A 25,753-nucleotide genomic window follows, 5' to 3' on the forward strand; every position below is an offset into this window, starting at 1 on the left:
CCATTCCTACCGCCTTTTGCCGCCCCAAGATGAAATCTTGGAATACCGCTTTGGAAAAAAGCCTTAGAAATGAACGACTTACAAGAAAATTGGTGGAGCCGGGGGGATTTGAACCCCCGTCCGCCAGTACTCCGCTGTCGGTACTACATGCTTAGCCGTGTCTATTGAGTTAACCCTCAGCGACCCGACGGGCAGGGTGCTTTGGGCGAGTTGTGTAAGTTTTAGCCGCTTCGTCCACAACGTACTGCACGGCGATTCTGTTCTATATGACAATCATTTTGGGTTTACAGACATCCCCTGATGATTGCTGGACCCGAAGGTACCAGGGGGGAAGGGCTAAGGCTGCTTACGCAGCGAGAGCGTAATCCCCGTAGGTTTCGTCATTGGCAACTATAGGAAGTTGCAACAGTGGATTTACGAGTTCTGTTACCAACTCGGCATGCACCTAAAGTTTCGCAACCGGCGTCGAATCCTAAACGGCCCCGAACCTGTTGTGCATTACCAACAGGTGGACCGATTCTACGCTAACCGAGGGCAGAAGGCCAACCCGAAGGTTGGCCGATGTATCGGCCTACTGGTCGCCCTTGGTGTTGTTCTGCAATTGCTGGATGGCCTGGGTGGTCAGGGAGATGCAGTTCTTGGTGCCTTGCTCGGTGCCTTTGGCCTGTTCGGCGGTGGCTTGCTGGACCTTGGCGTCGATGTTGCTGCTCAGGCCCGAGCTCATGGCTTGGGCGCCGACTTTGGCGTCTTTGATCTTTTTCAGGTTGACCTGGCACAGGTCCTCTTGCCCGGCGACAAACACCGGGGAGGCCAGCATCGCGGCGGTGATGAACGGTCCAGCCAGTGCGGAACCCTTCATGGTTATCTCCATTAACAAAGGGGCTCGGCGTTGCCGGTCGACGTGACGGGCAGCCCAGTGGGAGAAAGTCCTTTTGCTGCGGGCCTGAGTAGTGGACGCTTGCCGGGTGCCGGGTGCCGGGTGCCGGGTGCCGGGTGCCGGGGTTTGGTTTTTTGCGATGAGCTGTAAAACCCTTGCCTTGCCTTGCCTTGCCGTGGCTGGCACGAAGGGCCGTTTTCAGACGGTGTGAAAACGCCCCTTTGTGCCGTGCGCTAGCTCTTAGACCGCCTTGGCCCGGGTTACTCGGTCCACCAGGTAGACCAGCCCGTGATAGTCGATCCCGCCATGCTGGCTCAGACCGATTTCACAGGTGCGGCTGGTGGAGATGCCTTCGCTGCAATACTGCACCGCGTCCTTGAGGCTGCGCAGGGAGTGGGCATTGAGCTCCGGGGTGGTGAAGCCCTTGTCGCCGGCGAAACCACAGCAGTGGATGCCTTCGGGGATCACCACGTTGTTGCTGCAACGCCGGGCCAGTTCGATCAGCGCCTGGCTCTCGCCCAGGTGCTGGGTGCTGCAGGTGACGTGCACGGCGATCGGTGCTTCCTGGGGAGTGAACTCCAGGCGCTCCAGCAGGTGGGTGCGGATGAAGCGCACCGGGTCGTAGAGGTCCAGGCGCACATCCCCCAGGTCCTGCACCAGACGCAGGGTGCAGGGGCTGGTGTCGCAGTAGATCGGGTCGAGGCCGCCCCGGCTGGCGTGAAGCAGGGCGCCGATCAGTTCCTGGCGCTTGTCCTCGGCCTGGCTGGCGTAGCCCTTGGAGGCGAAGGGCTGGCCGCAGCAGAGGTTGTCCAGGTTGTCCGGCAGCACCACTTGATAGCCGGCCTTTTCCAGCAGACCGCGGGTTTTTTCGTAGAGCGACGATTGTTCCTTGTCGCCCGCCGCAGGGCCCATGACCCGAGACACGCAGGCCGCCAGGTACACCACTCGCGGGCGCGCGTCGCTGATGCTCGGGCTGAAGCGAATGGCCTTTTCCGGCTGGGGCATGGCGTTGTTCCACTGCGGCACCCGGCCTTTGGACAGACGCGTCAGGCTCGCCGACAGCTTGCTCAGGCGCGGCGCGCCCAAGAGCATGCGCGCGCCATTGGCCACGTGCAGGGTGAGGCGGGCGCCCTGCAAGGTGCTGGCGAAGTGTGAGCCGAGCCAGTCGGCGGTGCCGCTGTGGGTGGCGTGTTCGCTGCGCAGTTTCTTCACCAGCTCGCCGGTGTTGATGCCCACTGGGCAGCGCTGGGCGCAGAGGCCGGTGGCGGCGCAGGTGTCGATGCCTTGGTATTGATAGGCCGCCTCCAGCTCGGACGTATCGATGCCGGCGCGTTTGCGTGCCTGGATGTCGCGCCAGATGACGATGCGCTGGCGCGGGCTCAGGGTCAGGCCCTTGGATGGGCACACCGGCTCGCAGAAACCGCACTCGATGCACTTATCCACAATCTCGTCGGCCGCCGGCAGCGGCTTGAGATGCTTCAGGTGGATCTGCGGATCTTCGCTGAGCACCACGTCCGGGTTGAGGATGCCGTTGGGGTCAAGCAGGCGCTTGAGCTGCCACATCAATTGGTAGGCGTCGCTGCCCCATTCCAGCTCGACGAAGGGCGCCATGTTGCGCCCGGTGCCGTGTTCGGCCTTCAGCGAACCGCCGAATTCCACCGCCACCAGTTGCGCCACGTCGTCCATGAACGCTTGGTAGCGGTTCACTTCTTCGCGGCTGTTGAAGCCCTGGGTGAAGACGAAGTGCAGGTTGCCCTCCAGGGCATGGCCGAACAGGATCGCTTCGTCGTAGTGGTGCTTGTCGAACAGCTCGATCAGGCGGTTGACGCCGATGGCCAGCTGTTCCACGGGGAAGGTCACGTCTTCGATGATCACCGTGGTGCCGGTCTTGCGCACCGCGCCCACCGCCGGGAAGGTGTCCTTGCGGATCGCCCAGAGCTTGGCGTTTTCCTGCGGGTCTTCGGTGAAGTCCACCTGCTTTTCCACCGGGAAGGCGGCCAGGGAACGCATGATCTGCGCCAGTTGCTCGTGCAGCAGTGACGAGGACGCGGCGCGGGACTCGATCAGCAGCGCACAGGCGTTGGCCGAGAGCTGCTGGACGAACGCCGGCATGCCGGGCTTGTCCTGCACCGAGCGCAGGCTGCGGCGGTCTAGCAGTTCCACCGCCGACACCGGCTGGCTCTTGAGCACGGCCACTGCATTGCAGCAGGTTTCTACATCTGGGAACACGATCAGCGCCGAGGCCTTGTTCGGGTGGTCGATCACCGTGTCGTAGGTCACCGCGCTGATAAAGCCCAGGGTGCCTTCGGAGCCCACCAGCAGGTGGCTGAGGATGTCCAGCGGGTCGTCGAAATCCACCAGGGCATTGAGGGACAGTCCGGTGGTGTTTTTCAGGCGGTACTTGTGGCGGATCTTCGCCGCCAGCTCGCTGTTGGCACGGGTGCTGCGGCCCAGTTCGGCCAGGCGTTCCAGCAGCGGACCATGGCTGGCGCGGAAGGCGTTGACGCTGGCCGCATCCTCGGTGTCCAGGCGCGTGCCATCGGCCAGCACCAGGCGGATGCCGGCCAGGGTGTGGTAGGTGTTCTGCGCGGTGCCGCAGCACATGCCGCTGGCATTGTTGGCGACGATGCCGCCGATTTTGCAGGCGTTGATCGAGGCCGGGTCAGGCCCGATCTTGCGCCCGAACGGCGCCAGCCAGGCATTGGCCTGGGCGCCGATTACCCCGGGTTGCAGGCGAATCTGCGAACCCTGGTGGCGAATCTCCTTGCCGTTCCAGTTATCCCCCAGAACGATCAGCACCGAGTCGCTGATGGCCTGTCCGGACAGGCTGGTGCCGGCGGCGCGGAAGGTCACCGGCACCCGGTCGCGCTGGGCCAGTTGGAGCAGGGCGACCACTTCATCTTCGGATTCGACGCGGATCACCAGCTTGGGGATCAGCCGGTAGAAGCTGGCATCGGTGCCGAAGGCCAGGGTCGAGAGCGGGTCGTCGAAACGCCGCTCCTGGGGAATCAGTTGCTGGGCATCACGCAGAAAAGCGGCCGGTAGGCTCATTGGTCCTCCAGGATCAGCACCACCAGGTCTTTCGGGCCGTGGGCGCCGTAAGCCAGGACTTGTTCGATATCAGCGGTCTTCGACGGGCCGGACACCAGCAGCGCGTTGGTCGGCATGCCGGCGGCCCAGTTCATCTGTTGCTGCACCTGATAGAAGTTGTCGCGGATTTCGCTGGCCTTGAGCAGGGCGAAATGCACCGGCGGCACCAGGCTCATCAGTCGCGGTTCTTCCCGGGTCGGCCAGAGGATCAGGCTGCCGGTGGCGGCGATGGCACCCAGGGTGCCGGTGAGGCTGGCCGGGGTGTCGTTGAACAGCTCGGCTTTCCACTCTTCCACCGGGCGGTCGTAGGCCTTGAGCGCCGGCAGTTGCGGCCGCTCGGCCCAGTACTGGGTGACCCGCTGGCCGTGGGGCGTGCTCGGGGCGATCAGCAGGCTGGGCAGCTGGCGCTCCTGCAGCAAGCGGGCGAGCAGTCCAGGCCAGCCGGCGGCGGTGCTGAGGTGGATCTCGGTGTGCACGGCTTCCATTTGCTTGCGCAGCTGCGGAATGCGTTGCTCCGCCGTGTAGCTGTAAGGCTCGGTGACCAGCGCCTCGTCGAAGTTATCCACAATCGGCGTGGTGCCGGCGAGGCTGTTGCGCAATTTGGCGAGAATGTTGTGTTTCGCGCTCATCAGCGGTCTCCCTGCTTGTCCAGGTGCTCACGGGCCAGGTCATGCAGCGACCGGGCGGCGGGTTTTGGCGCACTGTGGTTCTGCGTCCAGGGGCCGACTTTGCTCGGGGTGAGCGCCCTCAGGCGGGTGGCCGCGAGGGTGAACAGGCGATACAGGGTCGGCGAGCTGTTGAGGCGGGCCCAGGCGTTCCAGATGAAACGCTCCTTGCGCGAGTACTTGCTGCCCTGGCCGCGCATCACTTGATGCGGGCTGTCCGGCGCCTTGACGTTCTCTTCGCGCAGGCGTCGCAGCAGCGCCGGGATCGGGATCTTCACCGGGCAGACTTCGCCACAGGCGCCGCACAGCGACGAGGCGCTGGGGTGGTCCGGCACCTTGGCCAGGCCGACCATGTGCGGGGTGATGATCTTGCCGATCGGCCCCGGGTAGACCTCGCCGTAGGTGTGGCCGCCGACCCGGGTGTAGACCGGGCAGTGGTTCATGCAGGCGCCGCAGCGGATGCAGTTCAGGGTCTGGCGCAGTTCGCTGTCGGCAAAGGCCTGGCTGCGGCCGTTGTCCAGCAGCACCAGGTGCACTTCCTGGGGGCCGTCCAGCTCATGCTCTTTGCGCGGGCCGGAGATCATATTGACGTAGGTGGTGATGGGCTGGCCCAGGGCCGAGCGGGTCAGCAGCGACAGCAGGGGAACCACGTCACGCAGGTTCTCGACGACTTTCTCGATCCCGGTGACGGCAATGTGCACTGGCGGCACGGTGGTGGACATGCGCCCGTTGCCTTCGTTTTCCACCAGCAGCAAGGTGCCGGTCTCGGCCACCGCGAAATTGACGCCGGAGACGCCGATATCGGCTTCGAAGAATTTCTGCCGCAAGACCTTGCGACCGATCTGAATGAGTTGGTCAACGTCCTTGGTGTACTCCACGCCGAGTTTGTCGTGGAACAAGGACGCGACCTGACCGGCATTCTTGTGGATCGCCGGCATAATGATGTGTGAAGGCTTTTCAACGTCGAGCTGGACGATGAACTCGCCCATGTCCGACTCAAGGCATTCAATGCCTTGTTCAGCGAGGACATGGTTCATTTCCATCTCTTCGCTGACCATCGATTTGCCCTTGATCACTTGCCGCGCCTCGTGAGCGCGGATGATCGAGAGGACGATGCCATTGGCCTCGTCCACCGTTTCCGCCCAGTGCACAGTCACACCGTTGCGGGTCAGGTTCTGTTCCAGGCGCTCGAGCAGGTCGGGCAGCTTGGACAACGCCCGGGCGCGAATCGCGTTGCCCAGGGCGCGTAGGTGTTCTCTTTCGTGGGCATCGCTGAACGAGGCCGCACGCTTGGCCATGAGCGAGTCCATGGCGCTGCGAAAGTTGTTTCGCAGTTGTTGGTCACCCAGTGCCTGGTGGGCCCGGGTGCGAAAATCGTCCGACACGGTCGTGGTCGGAATCAGCTCGGGGGTGCTCATTGCGCACCTCCGGTACGTTGCCAGAGGAAGCTCGCCAGGTGCTGGCCGCGCAATGCCTCTTTTTGTTTCTCCAGCGCGCCGTTGATGTTCATCAGGCAGCCGCAGTCGGCACTCAGTACCTGATGCGCGCCGGATTCCTTCAGCGCGCGGGTCTTGTCCGCGACCATGGCGCCGGAGATGTCCGGCATTCGGACGCTGAAAGTCCCGCCAAAGCCACAGCATTCGCTTTCGTGGCTGTGTTCTACCCGTTCCACGTTGCTCAGCTGTGACAGCAGCTCACGGCCGTGTAGGTGGGTGTTCATTTCCCGACGTGCCGAACACGAGGTGTGCAGCGCCACCTTGACCGGGGCGCCGCTGTCCTTGAGCTGCACCTTGCACACGTGCAGGAGAAATTCGGCCAGTTCAAAGGTGCGGGCGGCCAGGGCCTGCACCTGTTTCAGGGTTTCGGGCTCGTCCTTGAACAAGTCCGCGTAATGCTCGCGCAGCATGCCCGCGCAGGAACCCGAGGGCACCACCACCGGATAGTCACCGGCAAACAGCGCCAGTTGCGAGCGGGCCACGGTGCGCGCCTGTTCGGTGTAACCCGAGGTGTAAGCGGGTTGGCCGCAGCAGCTTTGCCCTTGCGGGTAGTCCACGCGAATGCCTTCGCGTTCCAGCAGGTGAATCGCGTCCATCCCGGCTTCGGGATAGAACAGGTCGACCACGCAGGTGCCGAACAGGTAGACCCGCGCGGGTTTGGCGCTGGGGTATTGCCGGGGTTCGGCCAGCGGCGGTGCGACGCGGGTCGCATTGGGCACGGCGTTGTAGAAAAGCTCGCTCATCAGGCGTGTCTCCGGGTGGTCCCGGTTATTCGTCCGTTGCGGCGGCTGAAAGATAAACCAGCAAGCTTTCAGCAGCCTTGCAGACCGGGTGGTGAATGCGGACGCCGCAGGTAAGGGCGGCGTCGGTTCTTTCGGTGTTGCTTAGTGCACCAGCATGCCCGTGAACCAGTAGGCCTGCGCCAGGGTGATCAGGCCGACAATAGTGGCAAAGAACAGGCTGTGCTTGAGGGTGAAGCGGAACAGGTCCGATTCTTTGCCCACCAGGCCGGTGGCGGCGCAGGCCACGGCGATCGATTGTGGCGAGATCATCTTGCCGGTCACGCCACCGCTGGTGTTGGCCGCGACCAGCAGGGTGTCATTGACCCCGATCTGGTGCGCGGTGGTGGCCTGCAGCGAGCTGAACAGGGCATTGGACGAGGTATCGGAACCGGTGAGGAATACCCCGAGCCAGCCCAGGAACGGCGAGAAGAACGGGAACGCCGCGCCGGTGCCCGCCAGGACCAGAGCCATGGTCGAGGACATGCCCGAGTAGTTGGTGACGAAGGCGAACGCCAGGACCATGCCGATGGACAGAATCGGCCAGCGCAGCTCGTAGAAGGTCTCTTTTAAAGTGGTCAGACCAGTTTTAACGTTGATCTTCAGCACCAGCATAGAGATCAGCGCGGAGAAGAAAATCGCCGTGCCGGTGGCGGAGATCGGGTCGAGTTTGAACACCGCCGGGATGGCGGTTGGCGTGGCAACGATCGGCGCCACCTTGATCACCAGCTGATCCAGGTGCGGGATGGCGAAGTTGAACACCCAGCCGTACATCGAGCCGCCGGCGGCGAACATCGCCTTGAAGGGCTTGAGGGTCCAGACGGTCACCAGCACGGTGAGGATCAGGAACGGCGACCATGCCTTGAAGATCTGTCCCAGGCTGTAGGGCGAAGCGACGGTGTTGCGTGGCTGACCGAAGCCGCCGACGCTGGCGATGACGGCCGCGTTGGAGGTGGCACCGGCGATCTGCGCACCGGCGGTGCGCTTGGGCTGCCAGACTTTCAGGAACAGGGTCAGGGAGACCAGGCTGGCCAGGGCCGAGGTGATGTCCGGCAGTTCCGGGCCGATGAAGTTCGAGGTGAAGTACTGGGTCACGGCAAAGCTCAGGCCGGCCACCAGCGCGGCGGGCCAGGTCTCTTTGACGCCGCGCAGGCCGTCCATCATGAACACCAGCCAGAACGGCACGAACAGCGACAGTAATGGCAACTGGCGGCCGGCCATGGCGCCGATCTTGAAGGCGTCGATGCCGGTCACTTGGCCGGCGACGATGATCGGGATCCCCAGGGCGCCGAAGGCCACGGGCGCAGTGTTGGCGATCAGGCACAGTCCGGCGGCGTACAGCGGGTTGAAGCCCAGGCCCACCAGCAGTGCGGCGGTGATCGCCACCGGTGCGCCAAAACCTGCCGCACCTTCGAGGAAGGCGCCGAAGCAGAAACCGATCAGCAGCACCTGCAGGCGCTGGTCGTCGGTGATCGACAGTACTGAGCTGCGAATGATTTCGAACTGGCCGCTTTTCACCGTCAGTTTGTAGAGGAACACGGCGGCGACGATGATCCAGGCGATGGGCCACAGACCGTAGGCAAATCCATAGCCAGCGGCAGCGAAAGCCATGTCGGCGGGCATCTTGAAGGCGAAGATCGCCACCAGGATCGACAAGGCCAGGGTGATACTCCCGGCGACGTGTCCTTTGAGACGGAACACGGCCAGAGCCAGGAAGAAGAACACGATCGGGATAACGGCGGCGAGGGCGGACAGGCCGAGGCTGCCAAGCGGGCTATAGAGCTGTTGCCAGGTTTGCATAATGGGGTGGCCCCTAATTGTTGTTGGTCAGGCACTGCTAGCGTCTTGGTTAATTGGTAAGACCAATTTACAATCGCTGTTGGCTAGGGTAAAAGCCTTGTGCTCGGTGTGTCAATTTGCCGCCCTAAAACTTTTGTCGAATGCGCTATGGCGCGGTCATCTGATCGGTGCAAATGGGCGCGTTCTGCCAGGTGTTGGCACGCCTTGAATAGGCCAGAATAGAGCCCCCCGGCGAAGGGTCGGGAGGGTGGAGAGTGAGTTATGGGGTTTAATCAGATACGCCAGCGCCGTTTGTCCGACGATATTGTCGAGCGCCTGGAAGGGATGATTCTCGAAGGCACCTTGAAGGCCGGTGAGCGTCTGCCGGCCGAGCGCGCCTTGGCCGAGCAGTTCGGTGTCTCCCGTCCTTCACTGCGCGAGGCAATCCAGAAACTGACGGCCAAGGGTTTGCTGATCAGTCGTCAGGGCGGCGGCAATTACGTGGTGGAATCCCTGGGCTCGACCTTCAGCGATCCTCTGCTGCATCTGTTGGAAAACAACACGGATGCCCAGCGCGATCTGCTGGAGTTCCGCCATACCCTGGAAGCGTCTTGCGCTTATTACGCGGCGTTGCGGGCGACGGCGGTGGATCGTGAGCGGCTGACTCAAGCCTTTGAGGAGCTGCAGGATTGTTATTCCCGCTCCGACGATGTCAGTCGCATCGAGGAGGGCGCGGCGGATGCCAAGTTCCACCTGGCAATTGCCGAGGCCAGCCATAACGCGGTGTTGCTGCATACCATTCGCGGTCTGTTCGACCTGCTCAAGCGCAACGTGGTGACCAACATCGGCGGCATGTACAAGCAGCGCACGGAAACCCGTGACATGTTGATCAGTCAGCATCGAGATCTGTACTTGGCGATTATTGAAGGGCGTGCGGAAGAGGCGCGGGAAGTTTCCAGCCGGCACATTCTCTATGTGCAAGAGGTGCTTGAAGAAGTACGCCAGGAAGTGCAGCGAGTGGCCCGGGCCGAGCGGCGCAAGGGCATGTAATGCAAATCGCCGGCAAGCAGGCTCCTACCAGGGTGTTGTAGGAGCCTGCTTGCCGGCGAGAGCGACCTCAAGGCAGGAAGATCAGTCTTCCTTGCCCTTGGTCCGCACCGCACGCTGCAGTTCGCGATCGGAGTCGCGCTCGCGTTCAGTGTGACGCTTGTCGTATTCCTTCTTGCCCTTGCCCAGTGCGATTTCACACTTGACCAGGTGCTTGCTCCAGTAGAGCGAAAGGCACACGCAGGCGTAACCCTTCTGCTGCACGGCGGCAAACAGCTTTTCCAGCTCACGCTGGTTGAGCAGCAGTTTGCGCGAGCGCGTCGGGTCGGCAATGACATGGGTACTTGCAGTGGTCAGCGGGGTGAAATGGCTGCCGAACAGCCAGGCCTCGCCATCCTTGAGCAGTACGTAACTGTCCACCAGTTGCGCTTTGCCCGCCCGCAGACTCTTTACTTCCCAGCCGGCCAGGACCAGTCCAGCCTCGAACCGATGTTCGATGAAGTAATCGTGACGCGCCTTTTTATTTTGCGCGATGGTCCCTGTTGGGTGCTTCTTCTGTTTAGCCATAGGGGCGGCATTATAGGGAGTTGCGCGCGCGTCGGCTACGGTGACGCAGCGTGCTTGAGCAGGTTGATTGAATCCCGGACAATGCGGCCTCTTTTTTTCGGTTGGGCGCGTTAACGATGTCGACAGACAGGGTCTCTGTCCACGGCGGCTGGGCAAGCCGCTGGGTCTTTATACTCGCTGCAACTGGTTCGGCCGTGGGCCTGGGGAGCATCTGGAAATTCCCCTACATGGTCGGCGTCTATGGCGGTGGTGCCTTTGTCCTGGTGTTTCTGGCGTGTATCGCACTGATCGGCTTGCCGGTGATGCTCGCCGAGACCTTGATCGGCCGCCGTGCGCGGCAAAGCCCGGCGAATGCCTTGAAGGCGCTGGCCCTGGAGGCCGGGCATTCGGCCAAGTGGTCCTGGGGTGCCTTTGCCGGAATGATCACGGCGTTATTGATCCTTTCCTTTTATAGCGTGGTGGGTGGCTGGTCCCTGGACTACATCATCGATATGGGGCGGGGGGATTTCCAAGGGGTGACGGCGGACCAGGTCGGTGCGTATTTTTCCGCGGTGACGGCCGATCCTTGGCGCCTGACGTTGTGGCACACACTGTTCATGCTGTTGTCGGCGCTGGTGATTGCCAAGGGGGTGGTCGCCGGGCTTGAGCGCAGCCTGAGGATCATGATGCCGTTGCTGTTCGTGATGTTGCTGGTGCTACTGGGATACAGCATGACCACCGGGCACTTCATGCAAGGCCTGCACTTCATGTTCGATTTCAGCCTGGATCGTTTGCTGGACGGTCTGCTGCCGGCCATGGGGCATGCGTTCTTTTCCCTCAGTGTGGGGGTTGGTTCGATCATGGTCTACGGCGCTTACATGCCCAAACACTCGTCTTTGGCCGGTACCGTGATGGGCGTCGCGTTGCTGGATACCTTTGTGTCTTTGGTGGCGGGCATGGCGCTGTTTCCCATCGTATTTGCCGCAGGCTTGAACCCCAGCGAGGGCCCCGGGTTGATGTTTATCAGCCTGCCGTTTGCCTTTGGTAATGTGGCGTTCGGCCAGCTTATGGGCGTAGTGTTCTTTGTTCTGGTGGCGATTGCTGCCTGGAGCTCGGCTATTTCCTTGTTGGAGCCGATGGTGGCTTATCTGGTGGAGAGGACTAAAATCCGCCGCGGCTGGGTGACGTTCTGGCTGGCGTTCAGTTGCTGGTTCGTGGGTTTGGGAACGGTGTTTTCCTTCAATGTCTGGCAGCAGGCGAAATTTTTTGTGAACGAAGGCGATGCTTTTCATCTTTACCGCTGGGGTGCGGCTGGCGGTCTGGATTTTTTTGGCGTGATCGACTTTTTCACTTCGCGAATCATGTTGCCGCTTGGCGGTTTGTGCTTCGTGGTGTTTGCAGGTTGGGTGATGGGCCGTGAGGCTGTTCGTGATGAGTTGTCGTTGCGCAGTCCGTTGTTGTTCACCCTGGCCTTGTTTTTGATGCGCTATGTGGCGCCCGTCGGCATTCTTGTGGTGTTTGCCGCCCAGTTGTGGAAATGAAGCTCACATGACGACCCATATTCAACGTTCGGCCCTTCTGCCCTATCCGGCGCAGTTCCTTTATGACTTGGTCAATGATGTGGCCCGCTATCCGGAGTTTCTTCCTTGGTGTGCTAGTGCTGATGTGCTGGAGAGCAGTGAGGAGCGGATGCGCGCCAGTCTGGCGGTGGCCAAGGGGGGCATGAGCCAGCGTTTCGTGACTTGTAATGCCTTGGTGCCGGGACAGTCGATCGAGATGAACCTGGAAGAAGGGCCGTTCAATCAGTTGCACGGTGTGTGGGTATTCAAGCCCTTGGGGGAGAAGGCCTGCAAGATCAGTCTTGATCTGTCTTTCGATTACGCTGGGCCTCTGGTGCGAGCGACCCTCGGGCCGTTGTTCAATCAGGCAGCCAATACGTTGGTGGATGCTTTCTGTCAGCGGGCCAAGCAACTGCATGGCTGAGTCGCTGATTGCAATCGAGGTGGTTTACGCTGCTGCCGACCGGCAGTTGCTGCTTGCGATTGATGTTCCTCAGGGCGTGACTCTGCGTGCGGCACTGCGGGCGTCTTCTATCGCTGAGCAGTTTCCGGAGTTGGATTTGATGAGCTGTCCGGTAGGGATCTTCGGCAAGCAGATTGCTGATCCTGAGCGACACTTGATGCAGGCAGGGGATCGCATTGAGATCTATCGTCCGCTGCTGGCTGACCCAAAAGAGGTTCGACGCCTGCGAGCGTTAAAGGCGGCCGAGGCGCGCAAACGCGAGCAGTGAATGTTGTTTGCAGGCAATAAAAAGCCCGGGAATTCCCGGGCTTTATTGTATCGGCTTATTATTCCGGCGAAATATCCAGCGGTTCAGGCGTGGGGACCGGAACGGCTTTCACGTTGTCCACATCTCGCTGAATCTGATCAAGCAGCGAACCAGGTTTGGCTGGCTTCTCGGCTTTTGGTTTTTCGACGTTCTCGGACGGCGCGGTCATTGTGGTGTCGCTGTCCTTGCCCAGCAGGGCTTCGTCGCGGCTCACGCCTGGCATGAAGTCGCCGGACAGGCTGACCAATTGGTCGTTGCCATTGAAAATCACGCTAACGCGTTCCTGTTGGCGTACGCCACCACCAGGTTGCAGGCTGTAGAGATAATCCCAGCGATCGGCATGGAACGTGTCGGTCAACAGAGGGTTGCCCATGATAAACCTTACTTGTCGTCGGGTCATTCCCGGACGCAACTGGTCTATCATGTCCTGCGTGACGACATTGCCCTGCTGGATGTCGATTTTGTAAACCCCGGGGAATGAACAACCGGCGAGTGCGAGCAGTCCCACGAAGGTGAAACTGGTTAGCAAGAGCTTGGTGTTTTGCATCGGTGGGCGACTTCCACTATCTTGGCTGGGACAACGTAAACCCCGATCATACCCGCATTAAGAGAAGCTGCGAAGCAGCATCGGCGAGAAAGCTGACCATGGTTGAAAATAGCGAACTACGTAAAGCCGGCCTTAAAGTGACTCTGCCACGGGTCAAAATTCTACAAATGCTCGACTCCACAGAGCAGCGGCACATGAGCGCCGAGGATGTCTACAAGGCGCTGATGGAAGCTGGTGAGGATGTAGGTCTGGCCACGGTTTACCGTGTACTGACTCAATTCGAAGCAGCCGGATTGGTGGTACGCCATAACTTTGATGGCGGTCACGCGGTCTTCGAACTGGCAGATGGCGGTCACCACGACCACATGGTCAACGTGGAGTCTGGCGAAGTGATCGAGTTCTTCGACGAAGAAATCGAAAAGCTTCAGAAGGCGATTGTCGAAAAGCACGGTTTCGAGTTGGTGGATCACAATCTTGTGCTGTACGTGCGCAAGAAGAAGTAAGCCTCTCACGCGACTTTCATTGTCGTGAAACGATCGAAGGCGACCTTAGGGTCGCCTTCGTGCTGTGTACCTATATAAAAGAAGCGCAGAGGGTCAGGCTTTAGTCGTGACCACCATTTTCTTCGCGTGGGCCAGGGACTCCTTGGTCAAGTCGATGCCACCCAGCATTCGCGCAATCTCTTCAACTCTTTCGTTCTTGCCCAGTTTGGAAACGGCGGTGTGGGTCGCATTGGTGCCGCGTACTTTGTGCACAAACAGGTGTTGATGGCCCTGAGCGGCGACTTGTGGCAGGTGCGTAACTGTCAGGACTTGACCGCGCGCTCCCAGGCGGCGCAGTAGTTGGCCGACGATTTCGGCGGTCGGGCCGCCGATTCCCACGTCGACTTCGTCAAATACCAGGGTTGGAACACGCGAGGTCTGTGCTGTGATGACCTGGATTGCCAGGCTGATGCGGGATAGCTCGCCACCCGAGGCAACTTTCGCCAGGGCCTTGAGCGGTTGTCCGGGGTTGGCGCTGACCAGCAGTTCAACGTGCTCCAGGCCCTGGGGCAGCAGTTCGTCGCTGGTGTTGGCGCGAAGCTCAATGTTGAAGCGTCCGCCAGGCATGCCCAGGCGCTGAATTTCCAGTTCCACTGCGTTTGCCAGCCCTGTGGCTGCTTGCTGGCGCAGGGCGCTCAATTCCTTGGCTTTTTCGTGATAGTGGCGGGCGAACGATTGCAGTTCTTCGCCAAGGCGCTCGATGGATTCGTCATTGGCGTCCAGGGTCTCGATCTCATCCAGCAGGGTTTGCTGCATCGCAGCCAATTCGAAGGGCTGAATGCGATGTTTGCGTGCCAGGGTGTAGATCGAGTCCAGGCGTTCTTCCAGTTGTTGCAGGCGCGCCGGGTCGGCATCGAAGTGATCAAGGAAGCGGTTCAACTCGCCAACTGCTTCTTCTACCTGGATCTGCGCGCTGGCCAGCAGGTTGGTGGCTTCTCCCAGCGAGCCCGATGAGTTACCGATGCTGGACAGGCGGTTGAGGCTCAGGGTCAGCGCATTGAGAACGTTGCCCGAATCGCTTTCGCTGCATTGCTCTACTACCTGGCGGCAGATGCCTAGCAAGGTTTCAGCGTTGGTCAGGTTCTTGTGTTCCTGTTCCAGCTCCTCTAGTTCGTTTTCCCCTAGTCCGAGGTTTTCCAGTTCTTCCAGCTGATAGCTGAGCAGTTGATGGCGGGCTCGTTGTTCGTCGCCGGAGTTGGATAGGTGTTCCAGTTCCAGGCGAGTCTGGCGCCAGCGCTGGGCTGCAAGCTGCACTTGGCGAGCAAGATCGGTGGCGCCAGCATATTCATCCAGCAGGCGGCGGTGGGTATCGGTCTTGAGCAGTGACTGGTGCTCGTGCTGGCTGTGGATATCGATCAGCAGTTCGCCCAGGGCCTTGAGGTCGCCCAGTGGGCAGGGTGTGCCATTGATATAGCCGCGTGAACGACCTTCGGCGGTGATGACGCGGCGCAGGATGCAGGGGCCGTCGTTGTCCAAGTCGCGTTCGGCGAGCCAGGCACTGGCTTCGGGAATATCCGCCAGGTCGAATGTGGCGAGGATGTCAGCCTTGTCGGCTCCTGGTCGTACCACGCCGCTGTCGGCGCGATCACCTAGAGTCAGGCCGAGCGCATCAAGCATGATCGACTTGCCGGCACCGGTTTCGCCGGTGATGACGCTCATTCCGCGATCCAGTTCCAGATCCAGGTGTTCGACGATGGCGTAATTGTGTACGGACAGGTGCACCAGCATTAAGGCCGCTCCCAAACTAGATGTCTGGTTATTTATACAGTGTTTTGTTTCTGGCTGACAATGTTTCCCTTAGCTCGATTCGCTCGGTCGAGGTTGCTTTTTAGTGCTATCTGAAATGGCCGTGGGTCGGCTTTCACGGTTATGAATGACTTTTGCCGCGGGGGCGGACTTGAAGCTTGAAAATGCGACCCCATATAGCTGTGCAGAAGAGTGAGCTTGGCTCACAGACGATATTGAAAGGAGAATTTCATGGCTGACGAACAGACGCTGGATACGCAAAATCTAGACGCCAATCAAGCTCCCGAGGCTTCGGGTGAAGACCTGGCGGCTCGTGTACAAGTGCTCGAAGAGCAGCTGGCTGGTGCGCAGGATCAGGCTTTGCGTGTTGCTGCTGATCTGCAGAACGTCCGTCGCCGTGCCGAACAGGACGTGGAAAAGGCCCACAAGTTCGCTCTTGAAAAGTTTGCCGGTGACCTGTTGCCGGTGATCGACAGTCTGGAGCGCGGTTTGGAGCTGTCCAATCCTGACGACGAAAGCATCCGTCCAATGCGTGAAGGTATCGAGCTGACCTTGAAGATGTTCCACGACACTCTCAAGCGTTATCAGCTAGAAGCCATCGATCCTCACGGCGAACCGTTCAACGCTGAACAGCATCAGGCCATGGCCATGCAGGAAAGCGCTGATGTCGAGCCCAATAGCGTTCTCAAGGTGTTTCAGAAGGGCTACCAGCTCAATGGTCGCCTACTGCGCCCGGCCATGGTCGTGGTCAGCAAGGCCCCAGCACCTGTTTCGCCTTCTATTGATGAGAAGGCTTGAAAACGGCTGTAGAGCCCCCATTTATCAGTCAAGCGTTTAAGTGCTACCGCAGGTTGCCACCACAACTGCGGCATCCAAATCCAAAGTTTCGGGAGAGTTAACATGGGCAAAATTATCGGTATCGACTTGGGGACCACTAACTCGTGCGTCTCCATTCTTGAAAACGGCAACGTAAAAGTTATCGAAAACGCTGAGGGCGCGCGTACCACGCCGTCGATCATCGCGTACGCCAACGATGGCGAGATTCTGGTAGGTCAGTCGGCTAAGCGTCAGGCTGTTACCAACCCGCACAACACCCTGTACGCAGTTAAGCGTCTGATCGGTCGTCGTTTCGACGAAGAAGTTGTGCAGAAAGACATTCAGATGGTCCCTTACAAGATCGTCAAGGCTGACAACAACGACGCCTGGGTTGAAGTGAATGGCCAGAAAATGGCTCCGCCACAGATTTCGGCTGAAATCCTTAAAAAGATGAAGAAGACCGCCGAAGATTACCTCGGCGAAGCCGTGACCGAAGCGGTCATTACTGTTCCGGCCTACTTCAACGACAGCCAGCGTCAGGCCACTAAGGACGCCGGTCGTATCGCTGGTCTGGACGTCAAGCGCATCATCAACGAACCAACCGCAGCCGCTCTGGCCTACGGTATGGATAAGGCCAAGGGCGATCACACCGTGATCGTTTACGACCTGGGTGGCGGTACTTTCGACGTTTCCGTGATCGAAATCGCCGAGGTTGATGGTGAGCACCAGTTCGAAGTATTGGCCACCAACGGTGATACTTTCCTCGGCGGTGAAGACTTTGACATTCGTCTGATCGACTACCTGGTTGACGAGTTCAAGAAAGAAAGCGGCATGAACCTCAAGGGTGACCCGCTGGCCATGCAGCGTCTGAAAGAGGCTGCCGAGAAGGCCAAGATTGAGCTGTCCTCGAGCCAGCAGACCGATGTCAACCTGCCGTACATCACTGCAGATGCCACTGGTCCTAAGCACCTGAACGTGAAGATATCCCGCGCCAAGCTGGAGTCGCTGGTTGAAGATCTGGTTCAGCGCACCATCGAGCCATGCCGTATCGCTCTGAAAGACGCTGGTATCGACGTTGGCGCGATCAACGACGTGATCCTGGTCGGTGGCCAGACCCGCATGCCGCTGGTGCAGAAAGCCGTAACCGACTTCTTCGGTAAAGAAGCCCGTAAGGACGTCAACCCAGACGAAGCGGTTGCCATGGGTGCTGCCATCCAGGGTGCGGTACTGGCGGGTGATGTGAAAGACGTGCTGCTGCTGGACGTCAGCCCGCTGACCCTGGGTATCGAAACCATGGGTGGCGTGATGACCGCGCTGATCGAGAAAAACACCACGATTCCTACCAAGAAGTCTCAGGTGTTCTCGACGGCCGACGACAACCAGGGCGCAGTGACCATTCACGTGTTGCAGGGCGAGCGCAAGCAAGCTGCGCAGAACAAGTCCCTGGGCAAGTTCGACTTGGCCGACATTCCGCCTGCTCCACGTGGCGTGCCGCAGATCGAAGTGACCTTCGATATCGACGCTAACGGCATCCTGCACGTAGGTGCGAAGGACAAGGCGACCGGCAAGACTCAGTCGATCGTGATCAAGGCCAACTCGGGTCTGTCGGATGAAGAGATCCAGCAGATGATCCGCGACGCTGAAGCCAATTCGGAAGAGGATCGCAAGTTCGAAGAGCTGGCTACCGCCCGTAACCAGGGTGATGCGCTGGTGCACTCGACTCGTAAAATGGTGACTGACGCCGGCGACAAAGTGACCGAGGAAGAGAAGACCGCTATCGAGGCTGCAGTGGTTGCCTTGGAAGCGGCGGTCAAAGGCGACGACAAAGCGGTTATCGACGCTAAGGTCGAAGAGCTGTCGAAAGTCTCGGCTCCAGTTGCTCAGAAGATGTACGCCGAGCAGGCTCAGCCTGCGGAAGGCGCGGCGCAGCAAGCTGAGTCTGCTGAAAAAGCCGACGACGTTGTCGACGCCGAGTTCGAAGAAGTAAAAGACCACAAGTAATGGCTTGTTGGTCGGTCAGTTGACTGCCTTCGGGCAGTGGCTGGTAGGATGTCGCCGCGCGGGAGCTTGCTCCCGCGTTGGCGTGTCTGGGGTCAGTGAATTTTTGTAGGCGTGCGGCCTCTGTTCGTGCGCTGGCGGTCGGGTCGGAGAAGCTCCTGCTTTCCGGCTGCGATGATCGCAATTGTCGGCCTGCAATCGGGTCGTCTACCTAAGACCAGGATCGTTGAATTGACGTGAGTTGGGTCCGGGCCTGTATTGGGGCTCAGCGAGTTTGGCGGAGCTCAGGAGGGGTTTGCCGGGCGTCCTTAAGAGTGCAAAGACTTATGGCAAAGCGTGACTATTACGAAGTATTGGGTGTGGAGCGCGGCTCCAGCGATGCGGAGCTGAAAAAGGCTTATCGTCGTTTGGCGATGAAGCACCACCCGGACCGTAATCCCGGCGACAAAGCGTCGGAAGATTTGTTCAAAGAGGCCAATGAGGCCTATGAAGTTCTCTCTGATTCCAGCAAGCGTGCTGCTTATGACCAATACGGTCATGCCGGTGTTGATCCGAGCATGGGGGGCGGCGGTGCTGGTTTCGGCGGTCAGAACTTCTCCGATATTTTCGGCGATGTGTTCAGTGATTTCTTTGGTGGTGGGCGTGGTGGTTCTCGTGGCGGCGCACAGCGCGGCAGCGATCTGCGTTACACCCTTGAGCTGAATCTGGAAGAAGCGGTGCGTGGTACCTCGGTGAATATCCGTGTGCCGACGCTGGTTAATTGCAAGCCGTGCGATGGTTCGGGCGCCAAGAAAGGCTCATCACCTGTTACCTGCCCAACGTGCGGTGGCATTGGTCAGGTGCGCATGCAGCAGGGCTTTTTCTCTGTGCAGCAGACCTGTCCGCGCTGTCACGGGCAGGGCAAGATCATTTCCGATCCGTGCGATTCTTGTCACGGCGAAGGTCGGGTCGAAGAGTACAAGACGTTGTCGGTGAAAGTGCCGGCGGGTGTCGATACCGGCGACCGCATCCGTTTGTCGGGTGAAGGTGAGGCGGGTGCCCAGGGCGGTCCGACCGGCGATTTGTATGTCGTGATCAATGTGCGCGAGCACGCGATCTTCCAGCGTGATGGCAAGCATCTGTTCTGCGAAGTGCCTATCAGTTTTGTTGATGCTGCGCTGGGTGGTGAGCTGGAGATTCCGACCCTGGATGGCCGGGTCAAGTTGAAGATCCCTGAGGGGACTCAGACCGGCAAGCAGTTCCGCATTCGTGGCAAGGGTGTTGCTCCGGTGCGCGGCGGCGGTGCCGGTGACCTGATGTGCCGGGTTGCGGTAGAGACGCCAGTGAACCTGAGTCGTCGTCAGCGCGAGCTGCTGGAAGAGCTGCGCGGTTCGCTGGATGGCGACAATTCGCACTCGCCGAAAACCACGGGTTGGTTTGAGGGCGTCAAGCGCTTCTTCGGCGACCTGTAAGGAGTAATGCATGCGACGTATAGCTGTGATGGGTGCCGCTGGGCGCATGGGTAAAACCTTGGTTGAGGCGGTACAGCTGCGTTCGCCGCTCTCCGGGCTGACGGCAGCCATTGTGCGTCCTGGCAGTTCGCTAGTCGGGGCGGATGCGGGTGAGCTGGCGTCCTTGGGGCGTCTCGGCGTGCCGATGACTGACGGTCTTGAAAAGGTGGTCGATGAGTTCGATGTGCTGATCGATTTCACCTTGCCTGAAGTGATGCTCAAGAACCTGGCGTTTTGTCGTAGGGCGGGCAAGGCGATGGTGATTGGTACTACGGGTCTGGGCGCCAAGGAAAAGCAATGGCTGGCCGAGGCGGGCAAGGACATTCCAATTGTCTTCGCCGCTAACTTCAGTGTTGGCGTGAATCTGTCGCTTAAGCTGCTGGATATGGCGGCGCGGGTGCTGGGGGATGAAGCCGACATCGAAATCATCGAGGCTCATCACCGGCACAAGATCGATGCGCCGTCGGGTACCGCTCTGCGCATGGGTGAAGTGATTGCTAGTGCCTTGGGGCGCGATCTGCAGCAGGTTGCGGTTTATGGTCGTGAAGGCCATACCGGGGCGCGTGAGCGTGACACCATCGGTTTCGCCACGGTGCGTGGCGGCGATGTGGTGGGGGATCACACTGTGCTGTTCGCCGCTGAGGGGGAGCGTCTGGAAATCACTCACAAGGCTTCCAGCCGTATGACGTTCGCCAAGGGGGCGGTGCGTGCTGCCTTGTGGTTGGAAGGTCGCGAGGCCGGTCTTTATGACATGCAGGATGTGCTGGATTTGCGCTGAGATGCATCAGAAGTGGGGTTGAAAAGGGTTTCAGCCCCGGCTTCAAGCCGCTAAGCGATATTCTGTCGCATTCCTCTGCCTTTAGGACTCATTAGCGGTGGACCGAAAAACCCTTTTTCTGTAAGCTACAGCTTTAGTGTGTCCACTAAAAGCGCGCAGATAATTCGACGAAGAAGCGGGGTGACGTGTCTATACGTCATTCCGCTTTTTTGCAACCTGCGATCGCCCTTTCAGGCTCTATTTACGGGAGGTCTTCTTGACTAAGCCAGCCATACTCGCCCTTGCTGATGGCAGCATTTTTCGTGGCGAAGCCATTGGAGCCGACGGTCAAACCGTTGGTGAGGTGGTGTTCAACACCGCAATGACCGGCTATCAGGAAATCCTTACCGATCCTTCCTACGCCCAGCAAATCGTTACCCTGACCTATCCCCACATCGGCAATACCGGCACTACCCCGGAAGACGCTGAGTCCGACCGCGTCTGGTCGGCTGGTCTAGTCATTCGTGACCTGCCGCTGGTGGCCAGCAACTGGCGCAACACCCTGTCTCTGTCTGACTACCTGAAAGCCAACAATGTAGTGGCGATCGCCGGTATCGATACTCGTCGCCTGACCCGCATTCTGCGTGAGAAGGGCGCGCAGAACGGCTGCATCATGGCCGGTGACAATATTTCCGAAGAGGCTGCCATTGCCGCCGCGCGCGGTTTTCCGGGGCTCAAAGGCATGGATCTGGCGAAGGTCGTCAGCACCAAGCAGCGCTATGAATGGCGTTCGACTGTCTGGGACCTGAAGACCGACAGCCATGCGACCCTCGAGGCCTCCGAGCTGCCGTACCACGTGGTTGCTTACGACTTTGGGGTCAAAGTGAACATCTTGCGCATGCTGGTGGAGCGCGGTTGCCGCGTCACCGTGGTGCCCGCCCAGACTCCGGCGAGCGACGTCCTGGCGCTCAATCCGGATGGCGTGTTCCTGTCCAACGGTCCTGGTGATCCGGAGCCTTGCGATTACGCGATCAAGGCGATCAAGGAAATCCTCGAGACCGAGATTCCGGTGTTCGGCATCTGCCTGGGTCACCAACTGCTGGCCCTGGCTTCCGGTGCCAAGACCCTGAAAATGGGCCACGGCCACCACGGTGCCAACCACCCGGTCCAGGACCTGGACACCGGCGTGGTCATGATCACCAGCCAGAACCACGGGTTTGCCGTGGATGAAGCCACGCTGCCGGGCAACGTCCGGGCGATCCACAAGTCGCTGTTCGACGGTACCCTGCAGGGTATCGAGCGTACCGACAAGAGCGCGTTCAGCTTCCAGGGCCACCCCGAAGCCAGCCCGGGCCCGAACGATGTGGCGCCGCTGTTCGACCGCTTCATCAACGAGATGGCCAAGCGACGCTAAGCGCTCGCCTTGAAAGTGTAGCGAGCAGCGCCTGAGGGCGGTCCCGGCACGTCCGGTTGAATCCCCTCAGGCGCCTCAGAGAATGTTCAAGACGGCTTGCCGACTGACCTGCGGATTTGAGTGACAACCCATGCCAAAACGTACAGACATTAAAAGCATCCTGATTCTTGGCGCTGGCCCGATCGTGATCGGCCAGGCCTGCGAATTCGACTACTCCGGCGCCCAGGCCTGCAAGGCCCTGCGCGAAGAGGGTTACCGGGTCATCCTGGTGAACTCCAACCCGGCCACCATCATGACCGACCCGGCCATGGCCGACGCCACCTACATCGAGCCGATCAAGTGGCAGACCGTTGCCAAGATCATCGAGAAAGAGCGTCCGGATGCGCTGCTGCCAACAATGGGCGGCCAGACGGCTCTGAACTGCGCTCTTGACCTGGAGCGCGAAGGCGTTCTGGAGAAGTTCGGCGTAGAGATGATCGGTGCCAATGCCGACACCATCGACAAGGCTGAAGACCGTTCGCGCTTCGACGCTGCCATGAAGTCCATCGGCCTGGCGTGCCCACGTTCCGGTATCGCTCACAGCATGGAAGAGGCCAATGCAGTCCTCGACAAGCTGGGCTTCCCTTGCATCATTCGTCCGTCCTTCACCATGGGCGGCACCGGTGGCGGTATTGCTTACAACCGGGAAGAGTTCGAAGAGATCTGCGCCCGCGGTCTGGACCTGTCGCCGACCAAGGAACTGCTGATCGACGAATCGCTGATCGGCTGGAAAGAGTACGAGATGGAGGTGGTCCGCGATAAGAAGGACAACTGCATCATCGTCTGCTCCATCGAAAACTTCGACCCGATGGGTGTGCACACCGGTGACTCGATCACCGTAGCCCCGGCACAGACCCTGACCGACAAGGAATACCAGATTTTGCGTAACGCCTCCCTGGCGGTATTGCGCGAGATCGGTGTTGAAACCGGCGGCTCCAACGTGCAGTTCGGCATTTGCCCGAACACTGGCCGCATGGTTGTGATCGAGATGAACCCGCGGGTGTCCCGTTCTTCGGCGCTGGCCTCGAAAGCTACCGGCTTCCCGATCGCCAAGGTCGCGGCCAAGCTGGCAGTGGGCTACACCCTGGATGAGCTGTCCAACGACATCACCGGCGGCAAGACCCCGGCGTCCTTCGAACCATCCATCGACTATGTGGTGACTAAGTTGCCACGCTTCGCCTTCGAGAAGTTCTCCAAGGCTGACGCACGCCTGACCACCCAGATGAAGTCGGTGGGTGAAGTCATGGCCATTGGTCGGACCTTCCAGGAATCCCTGCAGAAAGCCCTGCGTGGCTTGGAGGTTGGCGTTTGCGGCCTGGATCCGAAGCTCGACCTGAGCAATTCGGAAAGCATGAACGTGCTCAAGCGCGAGCTGACCGTGCCAGGTGCCGAGCGTATCTGGTACGTGGCTGATGCCTTCCGTGCCGGCATGACCGTCGCGCAGATCTTTGGCATGAACATGATCGATCCTTGGTTCCTGGTACAGATCGAAGATCTGATCAAGGAAGAAGAGAAGGTCAAGACCTTGGGGCTGTCGGCTATCGACCGCGACCTGATGTTCCGCTTGAAGCGCAAAGGCTTCTCCGATCAGCGTCTGGCCAAGCTGCTGGGGGTGACCGAGAAGAACCTGCGCACTCACCGCCATAAGCTGGAAGTGTTCCCGGTCTACAAGCGCGTCGACACCTGCGCCGCCGAATTCGCTACCGACACCGCGTACCTGTACTCCACTTATGAAGAAGAGTGCGAAGCTGCGCCGTCGAACCGTGACAAGATCATGATCCTGGGCGGCGGTCCAAACCGTATCGGCCAGGGTATCGAGTTCGACTACTGCTGCGTGCACGCCGCCCTGGCGCTGCGCGACGATGGTTACGAAACCATCATGGTCAACTGCAACCCAGAAACCGTTTCCACCGACTACGACACCTCCGATCGCCTGTACTTCGAGCCAGTAACCCTGGAGGACGTGCTGGAAATCGTCCGCGTCGAGAAGCCAAAAGGCGTGATCGTGCAGTACGGCGGCCAGACGCCTCTGAAACTGGCTCGTGCCCTGGAAGCGGCCGGCGTGCCAATCATCGGCACCAGCCCAGACGCTATCGACCGTGCAGAAGACCGTGAGCGCTTCCAGCAAATGGTTGAGCGCCTGAACCTGCGTCAGCCGCCAAACGCCACCGTGCGTAGCGAAGATGAAGCGATTCGTGCCGCGACCAAGATCGGTTATCCGTTGGTGGTGCGTCCGTCCTATGTTCTGGGCGGTCGGGCGATGGAAATCGTCTACGAGGAAGAAGAGCTCAAGCGCTACCTGCGTGAAGCAGTGCAGGTTTCCAACGACAGCCCGGTGCTGCTGGACCACTTCCTCAACTGCGCCATCGAAATGGACGTGGATGCGGTCTGCGATGGCACCGACGTAGTGATCGGCGCGATCATGCAGCATATCGAGCAGGCCGGTGTTCACTCCGGTGACTCCGCGTGCTCCCTGCCACCGTACTCGCTGCCGGCGCACATCCAGGATGAGATGCGTGAGCAAGTCAAGAAAATGGCCCTGGAGCTGGGTGTGGTCGGCCTGATGAACGTTCAGTTGGCCTTGCAGGGCGAAGACATCTACGTCATCGAAGTCAACCCGCGTGCCTCCCGTACCGTTCCGTTCGTATCTAAGTGCATCGGTGTTTCCCTGGCGATGATTGCGGCTCGCGTCATGGCCGGTAAAACCCTGAAAGAACTGGGTTTCACTAAGGAAATCATTCCGAACTTCTACAGCGTGAAAGAGGCGGTGTTCCCATTCGCCAAGTTCCCGGGTGTGGACCCGATCCTTGGGCCAGAGATGAAGTCCACTGGTGAGGTGATGGGGGTGGGCGATACCTTTGGTGAGGCTTTCGCCAAGGCGCAAATGGGCGCCAGCGAAGTGTTGCCGACTGGCGGTACCGCGTTCATCAGCGTGCGTGACGATGACAAGCCTCTGGTTGCGGGCGTGGCTCGCGATCTGATCAACTTGGGCTTCGAAGTGGTCGCTACTGCGGGCACCGCCAAGCTGATCGAGGCGGCAGGTCTGAAAGTGCGTCGCGTGAACAAGGTAACCGAGGGTCGCCCGCATGTGGTCGACATGATCAAGAACGACGAAGTCACCCTGATCATCAACACCACCGAAGGTCGTCAGTCGATTGCTGACTCTTACTCCATTCGTCGTAATGCCTTGCAGCATAAGATCTACTGCACCACTACCATTGCTGCTGGCGAAGCCATCTGCGAAGCGTTGAAGTTCGGTCCGGAAAAAACCGTGCGTCGCTTGCAGGATCTACACGCAGGATTGAAGGCATGAATAAATACCCAATGACCGTCCAGGGCGCTCGCGCCCTGGAAGAAGAGCATGCTCACCTGACCAAGGTCGTGCGTCCGAAGCTCAGTCAGGACATCGGCACGGCCCGCGAGTTGGGGGACTTGAAGGAAAACGCTGAATACCATGCCGCTCGTGAGCAGCAGGGCATGGTTGAGGCGCGGATCCGTGATATCGAAGGCCGTCTGCAGAATTCGGTGGTGATTGACGTCACGACCATTCCTCATACCGGCAAGGTGATCTTTGGCACCACGGTTGAGATCGCCAACGTCGAAACCGACGAAAGCGTGACCTACCAGATCGTGGGTGAGGATGAGGCTGATATCAAGCTCGGTAAAATCTCTGTCGGCTCGCCGATCGCTCGTGCCTTGATCGCCAAGGAAGAGGGTGATGTGGTCGCGGTTAAAACGCCAGGTGGCGTTATCGAGTACGAGATTGTTGAAGTCCGTCACATCTGAAAGAAGGCGC

The 25,753-nt window shown here is 59.8% G+C and carries 21 protein-coding genes and 1 other RNA gene; 12 read left to right on the plus strand and 10 right to left on the minus strand.

Translation table 11 applies throughout. From position 1 onward, the window contains the following. Positions 1–90 precede the first annotated feature (90 nt). The 7 genes from ssrA to PLD_RS19355 all read right to left on the minus strand — a co-directional run bounded on the left by ssrA (position 91) and on the right by PLD_RS19355 (position 8,707). Positions 91–484: a transfer-messenger RNA gene (gene ssrA, locus PLD_RS19325) on the minus strand. Positions 485–571: 87 nt separating this feature from the next. Beyond that, positions 572–859 carry a hypothetical protein gene (locus PLD_RS19330; RefSeq protein ID WP_159895512.1) on the minus strand — a complete coding sequence of 96 codons (288 nt, stop codon included), beginning with the start codon at positions 857–859 and terminating at the stop codon, positions 572–574. A 258-nt stretch (positions 860–1,117) separates the two neighbouring features. Further along, positions 1,118–3,928: an FAD-binding and (Fe-S)-binding domain-containing protein gene (locus PLD_RS19335; protein WP_159895514.1), complete on the minus strand. Its 2,811-nt coding sequence runs from the start codon at positions 3,926–3,928 to the stop codon at positions 1,118–1,120. Then, positions 3,925–4,596: a lactate utilization protein C gene (locus PLD_RS19340; RefSeq protein ID WP_159895516.1), complete on the minus strand. Its 672-nt coding sequence runs from the start codon at positions 4,594–4,596 to the stop codon at positions 3,925–3,927. The genes PLD_RS19335 and PLD_RS19340 overlap by 4 nt, the downstream gene beginning before the upstream one ends. Further along, entirely contained in the window at positions 4,596–6,050 is a 1,455-nt protein-coding gene (locus tag PLD_RS19345) for a LutB/LldF family L-lactate oxidation iron-sulfur protein (protein ID WP_159895518.1), read from the minus strand. The genes PLD_RS19340 and PLD_RS19345 overlap by 1 nt, the downstream gene beginning before the upstream one ends. Next, the gene (locus PLD_RS19350; RefSeq protein ID WP_159895520.1) at positions 6,047–6,871 is read right to left on the minus strand and encodes a (Fe-S)-binding protein; all 825 of its coding nucleotides are present in this window, start codon (positions 6,869–6,871) and stop codon (positions 6,047–6,049) included. Before PLD_RS19350 ends, PLD_RS19345 begins: the two co-directional genes overlap by 4 nt. Positions 6,872–7,012: 141 nt before the next feature. After that, a complete protein-coding gene (locus PLD_RS19355; protein ID WP_159895522.1) occupies positions 7,013–8,707 on the minus strand; it encodes a lactate permease LctP family transporter in 1,695 nt (564 codons plus the stop codon). A 261-nt stretch (positions 8,708–8,968) separates the two neighbouring features. Here PLD_RS19355 and PLD_RS19360 point away from each other — a divergent pair, with 261 nt between their 5' ends. Continuing rightward, the gene (locus tag PLD_RS19360) at positions 8,969–9,736 is read left to right on the plus strand and encodes a GntR family transcriptional regulator (protein ID WP_159895524.1); all 768 of its coding nucleotides are present in this window, start codon (positions 8,969–8,971) and stop codon (positions 9,734–9,736) included. Positions 9,737–9,817: 81 nt separating this feature from the next. Here PLD_RS19360 and smpB read toward each other — a convergent pair whose 3' ends face one another. After that, positions 9,818–10,300 (minus strand): SsrA-binding protein SmpB, encoded by a 483-nt coding sequence (smpB, locus tag PLD_RS19365; protein ID WP_047283878.1) that lies wholly within the window; start codon positions 10,298–10,300, stop codon positions 9,818–9,820. A 116-nt stretch (positions 10,301–10,416) separates the two neighbouring features. Here smpB and PLD_RS19370 point away from each other — a divergent pair, with 116 nt between their 5' ends. Genes PLD_RS19370 through PLD_RS19380 form a run of 3 tightly spaced genes read left to right on the plus strand, consistent with a single transcriptional unit; the run spans position 10,417 to position 12,569 of the window. After that, positions 10,417–11,820: a sodium-dependent transporter gene (locus PLD_RS19370; protein WP_159895526.1), complete on the plus strand. Its 1,404-nt coding sequence runs from the start codon at positions 10,417–10,419 to the stop codon at positions 11,818–11,820. 7 nt (positions 11,821–11,827) lie between these two features. After that, positions 11,828–12,262, plus strand: coding sequence for a type II toxin-antitoxin system RatA family toxin (locus tag PLD_RS19375; RefSeq protein ID WP_159895528.1), 435 nt, complete (start codon positions 11,828–11,830; stop codon positions 12,260–12,262). Continuing rightward, positions 12,255–12,569 (plus strand): RnfH family protein, encoded by a 315-nt coding sequence (locus tag PLD_RS19380; RefSeq protein ID WP_159895530.1) that lies wholly within the window; start codon positions 12,255–12,257, stop codon positions 12,567–12,569. Before PLD_RS19375 ends, PLD_RS19380 begins: the two co-directional genes overlap by 8 nt. Positions 12,570–12,627: 58 nt before the next feature. Here the strand turns inward: PLD_RS19380 and PLD_RS19385 are convergent, their stop codons facing one another. Beyond that, the gene (locus tag PLD_RS19385; protein ID WP_159895532.1) at positions 12,628–13,155 is read right to left on the minus strand and encodes an outer membrane protein assembly factor BamE; all 528 of its coding nucleotides are present in this window, start codon (positions 13,153–13,155) and stop codon (positions 12,628–12,630) included. A 98-nt stretch (positions 13,156–13,253) separates the two neighbouring features. On the opposite strand from PLD_RS19385, the gene fur reads away from it, so the two are divergent. After that, complete coding sequence (gene fur / locus PLD_RS19390; RefSeq protein ID WP_011059185.1) at positions 13,254–13,658, plus strand: ferric iron uptake transcriptional regulator; 405 nt, start codon at positions 13,254–13,256, stop codon at positions 13,656–13,658. Positions 13,659–13,751: 93 nt separating this feature from the next. Here fur and recN read toward each other — a convergent pair whose 3' ends face one another. Next, positions 13,752–15,425, minus strand: a complete 1,674-nt coding sequence (gene recN, locus PLD_RS19395; protein WP_159895534.1) for a DNA repair protein RecN — start codon at positions 15,423–15,425, stop codon at positions 13,752–13,754. Positions 15,426–15,674: 249 nt separating this feature from the next. Here recN and grpE point away from each other — a divergent pair, with 249 nt between their 5' ends. From grpE to greA, 7 genes are all read left to right on the plus strand, one after another. After that, positions 15,675–16,241: a nucleotide exchange factor GrpE gene (gene grpE / locus PLD_RS19400; protein ID WP_102861075.1), complete on the plus strand. Its 567-nt coding sequence runs from the start codon at positions 15,675–15,677 to the stop codon at positions 16,239–16,241. A gap of 102 nt (positions 16,242–16,343) precedes the next feature. Further along, positions 16,344–18,260 carry a molecular chaperone DnaK gene (gene dnaK / locus PLD_RS19405; RefSeq protein WP_159895536.1) on the plus strand — a complete coding sequence of 639 codons (1,917 nt, stop codon included), beginning with the start codon at positions 16,344–16,346 and terminating at the stop codon, positions 18,258–18,260. A gap of 323 nt (positions 18,261–18,583) precedes the next feature. Further along, positions 18,584–19,708, plus strand: a complete 1,125-nt coding sequence (gene dnaJ / locus PLD_RS19410) for a molecular chaperone DnaJ (RefSeq protein ID WP_159895538.1) — start codon at positions 18,584–18,586, stop codon at positions 19,706–19,708. Positions 19,709–19,718: 10 nt separating this feature from the next. Next, the gene (gene dapB / locus PLD_RS19415) at positions 19,719–20,525 is read left to right on the plus strand and encodes a 4-hydroxy-tetrahydrodipicolinate reductase (RefSeq protein ID WP_159895540.1); all 807 of its coding nucleotides are present in this window, start codon (positions 19,719–19,721) and stop codon (positions 20,523–20,525) included. A gap of 256 nt (positions 20,526–20,781) precedes the next feature. Further along, a complete protein-coding gene (gene carA / locus PLD_RS19420) occupies positions 20,782–21,918 on the plus strand; it encodes a glutamine-hydrolyzing carbamoyl-phosphate synthase small subunit (protein WP_159895542.1) in 1,137 nt (378 codons plus the stop codon). A gap of 130 nt (positions 21,919–22,048) precedes the next feature. Continuing rightward, complete coding sequence (gene carB / locus PLD_RS19425; RefSeq protein ID WP_159895544.1) at positions 22,049–25,270, plus strand: carbamoyl-phosphate synthase large subunit; 3,222 nt, start codon at positions 22,049–22,051, stop codon at positions 25,268–25,270. Continuing rightward, positions 25,267–25,743 carry a transcription elongation factor GreA gene (gene greA, locus PLD_RS19430; protein ID WP_011059193.1) on the plus strand — a complete coding sequence of 159 codons (477 nt, stop codon included), beginning with the start codon at positions 25,267–25,269 and terminating at the stop codon, positions 25,741–25,743. Before carB ends, greA begins: the two co-directional genes overlap by 4 nt. Positions 25,744–25,753 lie beyond the last annotated feature (10 nt).

Source organism: Pseudomonas sp. LD120 (assembly GCF_009861525.1).
Taxonomy (GTDB): Bacteria; Pseudomonadota; Gammaproteobacteria; order Pseudomonadales; family Pseudomonadaceae; genus Aquipseudomonas.

Excerpts from the sequence above, each read along its gene's own strand:
- PLD_RS19330 (WP_159895512.1), bottom strand. The coding sequence starts at position 859 with ATGAAGGGTTCCGCACTGGCTGGACCGTTCATCACCGCCGCGATGCTG.
- PLD_RS19335 (WP_159895514.1), bottom strand. The coding sequence starts at position 3,928 with ATGAGCCTACCGGCCGCTTTTCTGCGTGATGCCCAGCAACTGATTCCC.
- PLD_RS19340 (WP_159895516.1), bottom strand. The coding sequence starts at position 4,596 with ATGAGCGCGAAACACAACATTCTCGCCAAATTGCGCAACAGCCTCGCC.
- PLD_RS19345 (WP_159895518.1), bottom strand. The coding sequence starts at position 6,050 with ATGAGCACCCCCGAGCTGATTCCGACCACGACCGTGTCGGACGATTTT.
- PLD_RS19350 (WP_159895520.1), bottom strand. The coding sequence starts at position 6,871 with ATGAGCGAGCTTTTCTACAACGCCGTGCCCAATGCGACCCGCGTCGCA.
- PLD_RS19355 (WP_159895522.1), bottom strand. The coding sequence starts at position 8,707 with ATGCAAACCTGGCAACAGCTCTATAGCCCGCTTGGCAGCCTCGGCCTG.
- PLD_RS19360 (WP_159895524.1), top strand. The coding sequence starts at position 8,969 with ATGGGGTTTAATCAGATACGCCAGCGCCGTTTGTCCGACGATATTGTC.
- smpB (WP_047283878.1), bottom strand. The coding sequence starts at position 10,300 with ATGGCTAAACAGAAGAAGCACCCAACAGGGACCATCGCGCAAAATAAA.
- PLD_RS19370 (WP_159895526.1), top strand. The coding sequence starts at position 10,417 with ATGTCGACAGACAGGGTCTCTGTCCACGGCGGCTGGGCAAGCCGCTGG.
- PLD_RS19375 (WP_159895528.1), top strand. The coding sequence starts at position 11,828 with ATGACGACCCATATTCAACGTTCGGCCCTTCTGCCCTATCCGGCGCAG.
- PLD_RS19380 (WP_159895530.1), top strand. The coding sequence starts at position 12,255 with ATGGCTGAGTCGCTGATTGCAATCGAGGTGGTTTACGCTGCTGCCGAC.
- PLD_RS19385 (WP_159895532.1), bottom strand. The coding sequence starts at position 13,155 with ATGCAAAACACCAAGCTCTTGCTAACCAGTTTCACCTTCGTGGGACTG.
- fur (WP_011059185.1), top strand. The coding sequence starts at position 13,254 with ATGGTTGAAAATAGCGAACTACGTAAAGCCGGCCTTAAAGTGACTCTG.
- recN (WP_159895534.1), bottom strand. The coding sequence starts at position 15,425 with ATGCTGGTGCACCTGTCCGTACACAATTACGCCATCGTCGAACACCTG.
- grpE (WP_102861075.1), top strand. The coding sequence starts at position 15,675 with ATGGCTGACGAACAGACGCTGGATACGCAAAATCTAGACGCCAATCAA.
- dnaK (WP_159895536.1), top strand. The coding sequence starts at position 16,344 with ATGGGCAAAATTATCGGTATCGACTTGGGGACCACTAACTCGTGCGTC.
- dnaJ (WP_159895538.1), top strand. The coding sequence starts at position 18,584 with ATGGCAAAGCGTGACTATTACGAAGTATTGGGTGTGGAGCGCGGCTCC.
- dapB (WP_159895540.1), top strand. The coding sequence starts at position 19,719 with ATGCGACGTATAGCTGTGATGGGTGCCGCTGGGCGCATGGGTAAAACC.
- carB (WP_159895544.1), top strand. The coding sequence starts at position 22,049 with ATGCCAAAACGTACAGACATTAAAAGCATCCTGATTCTTGGCGCTGGC.
- greA (WP_011059193.1), top strand. The coding sequence starts at position 25,267 with ATGAATAAATACCCAATGACCGTCCAGGGCGCTCGCGCCCTGGAAGAA.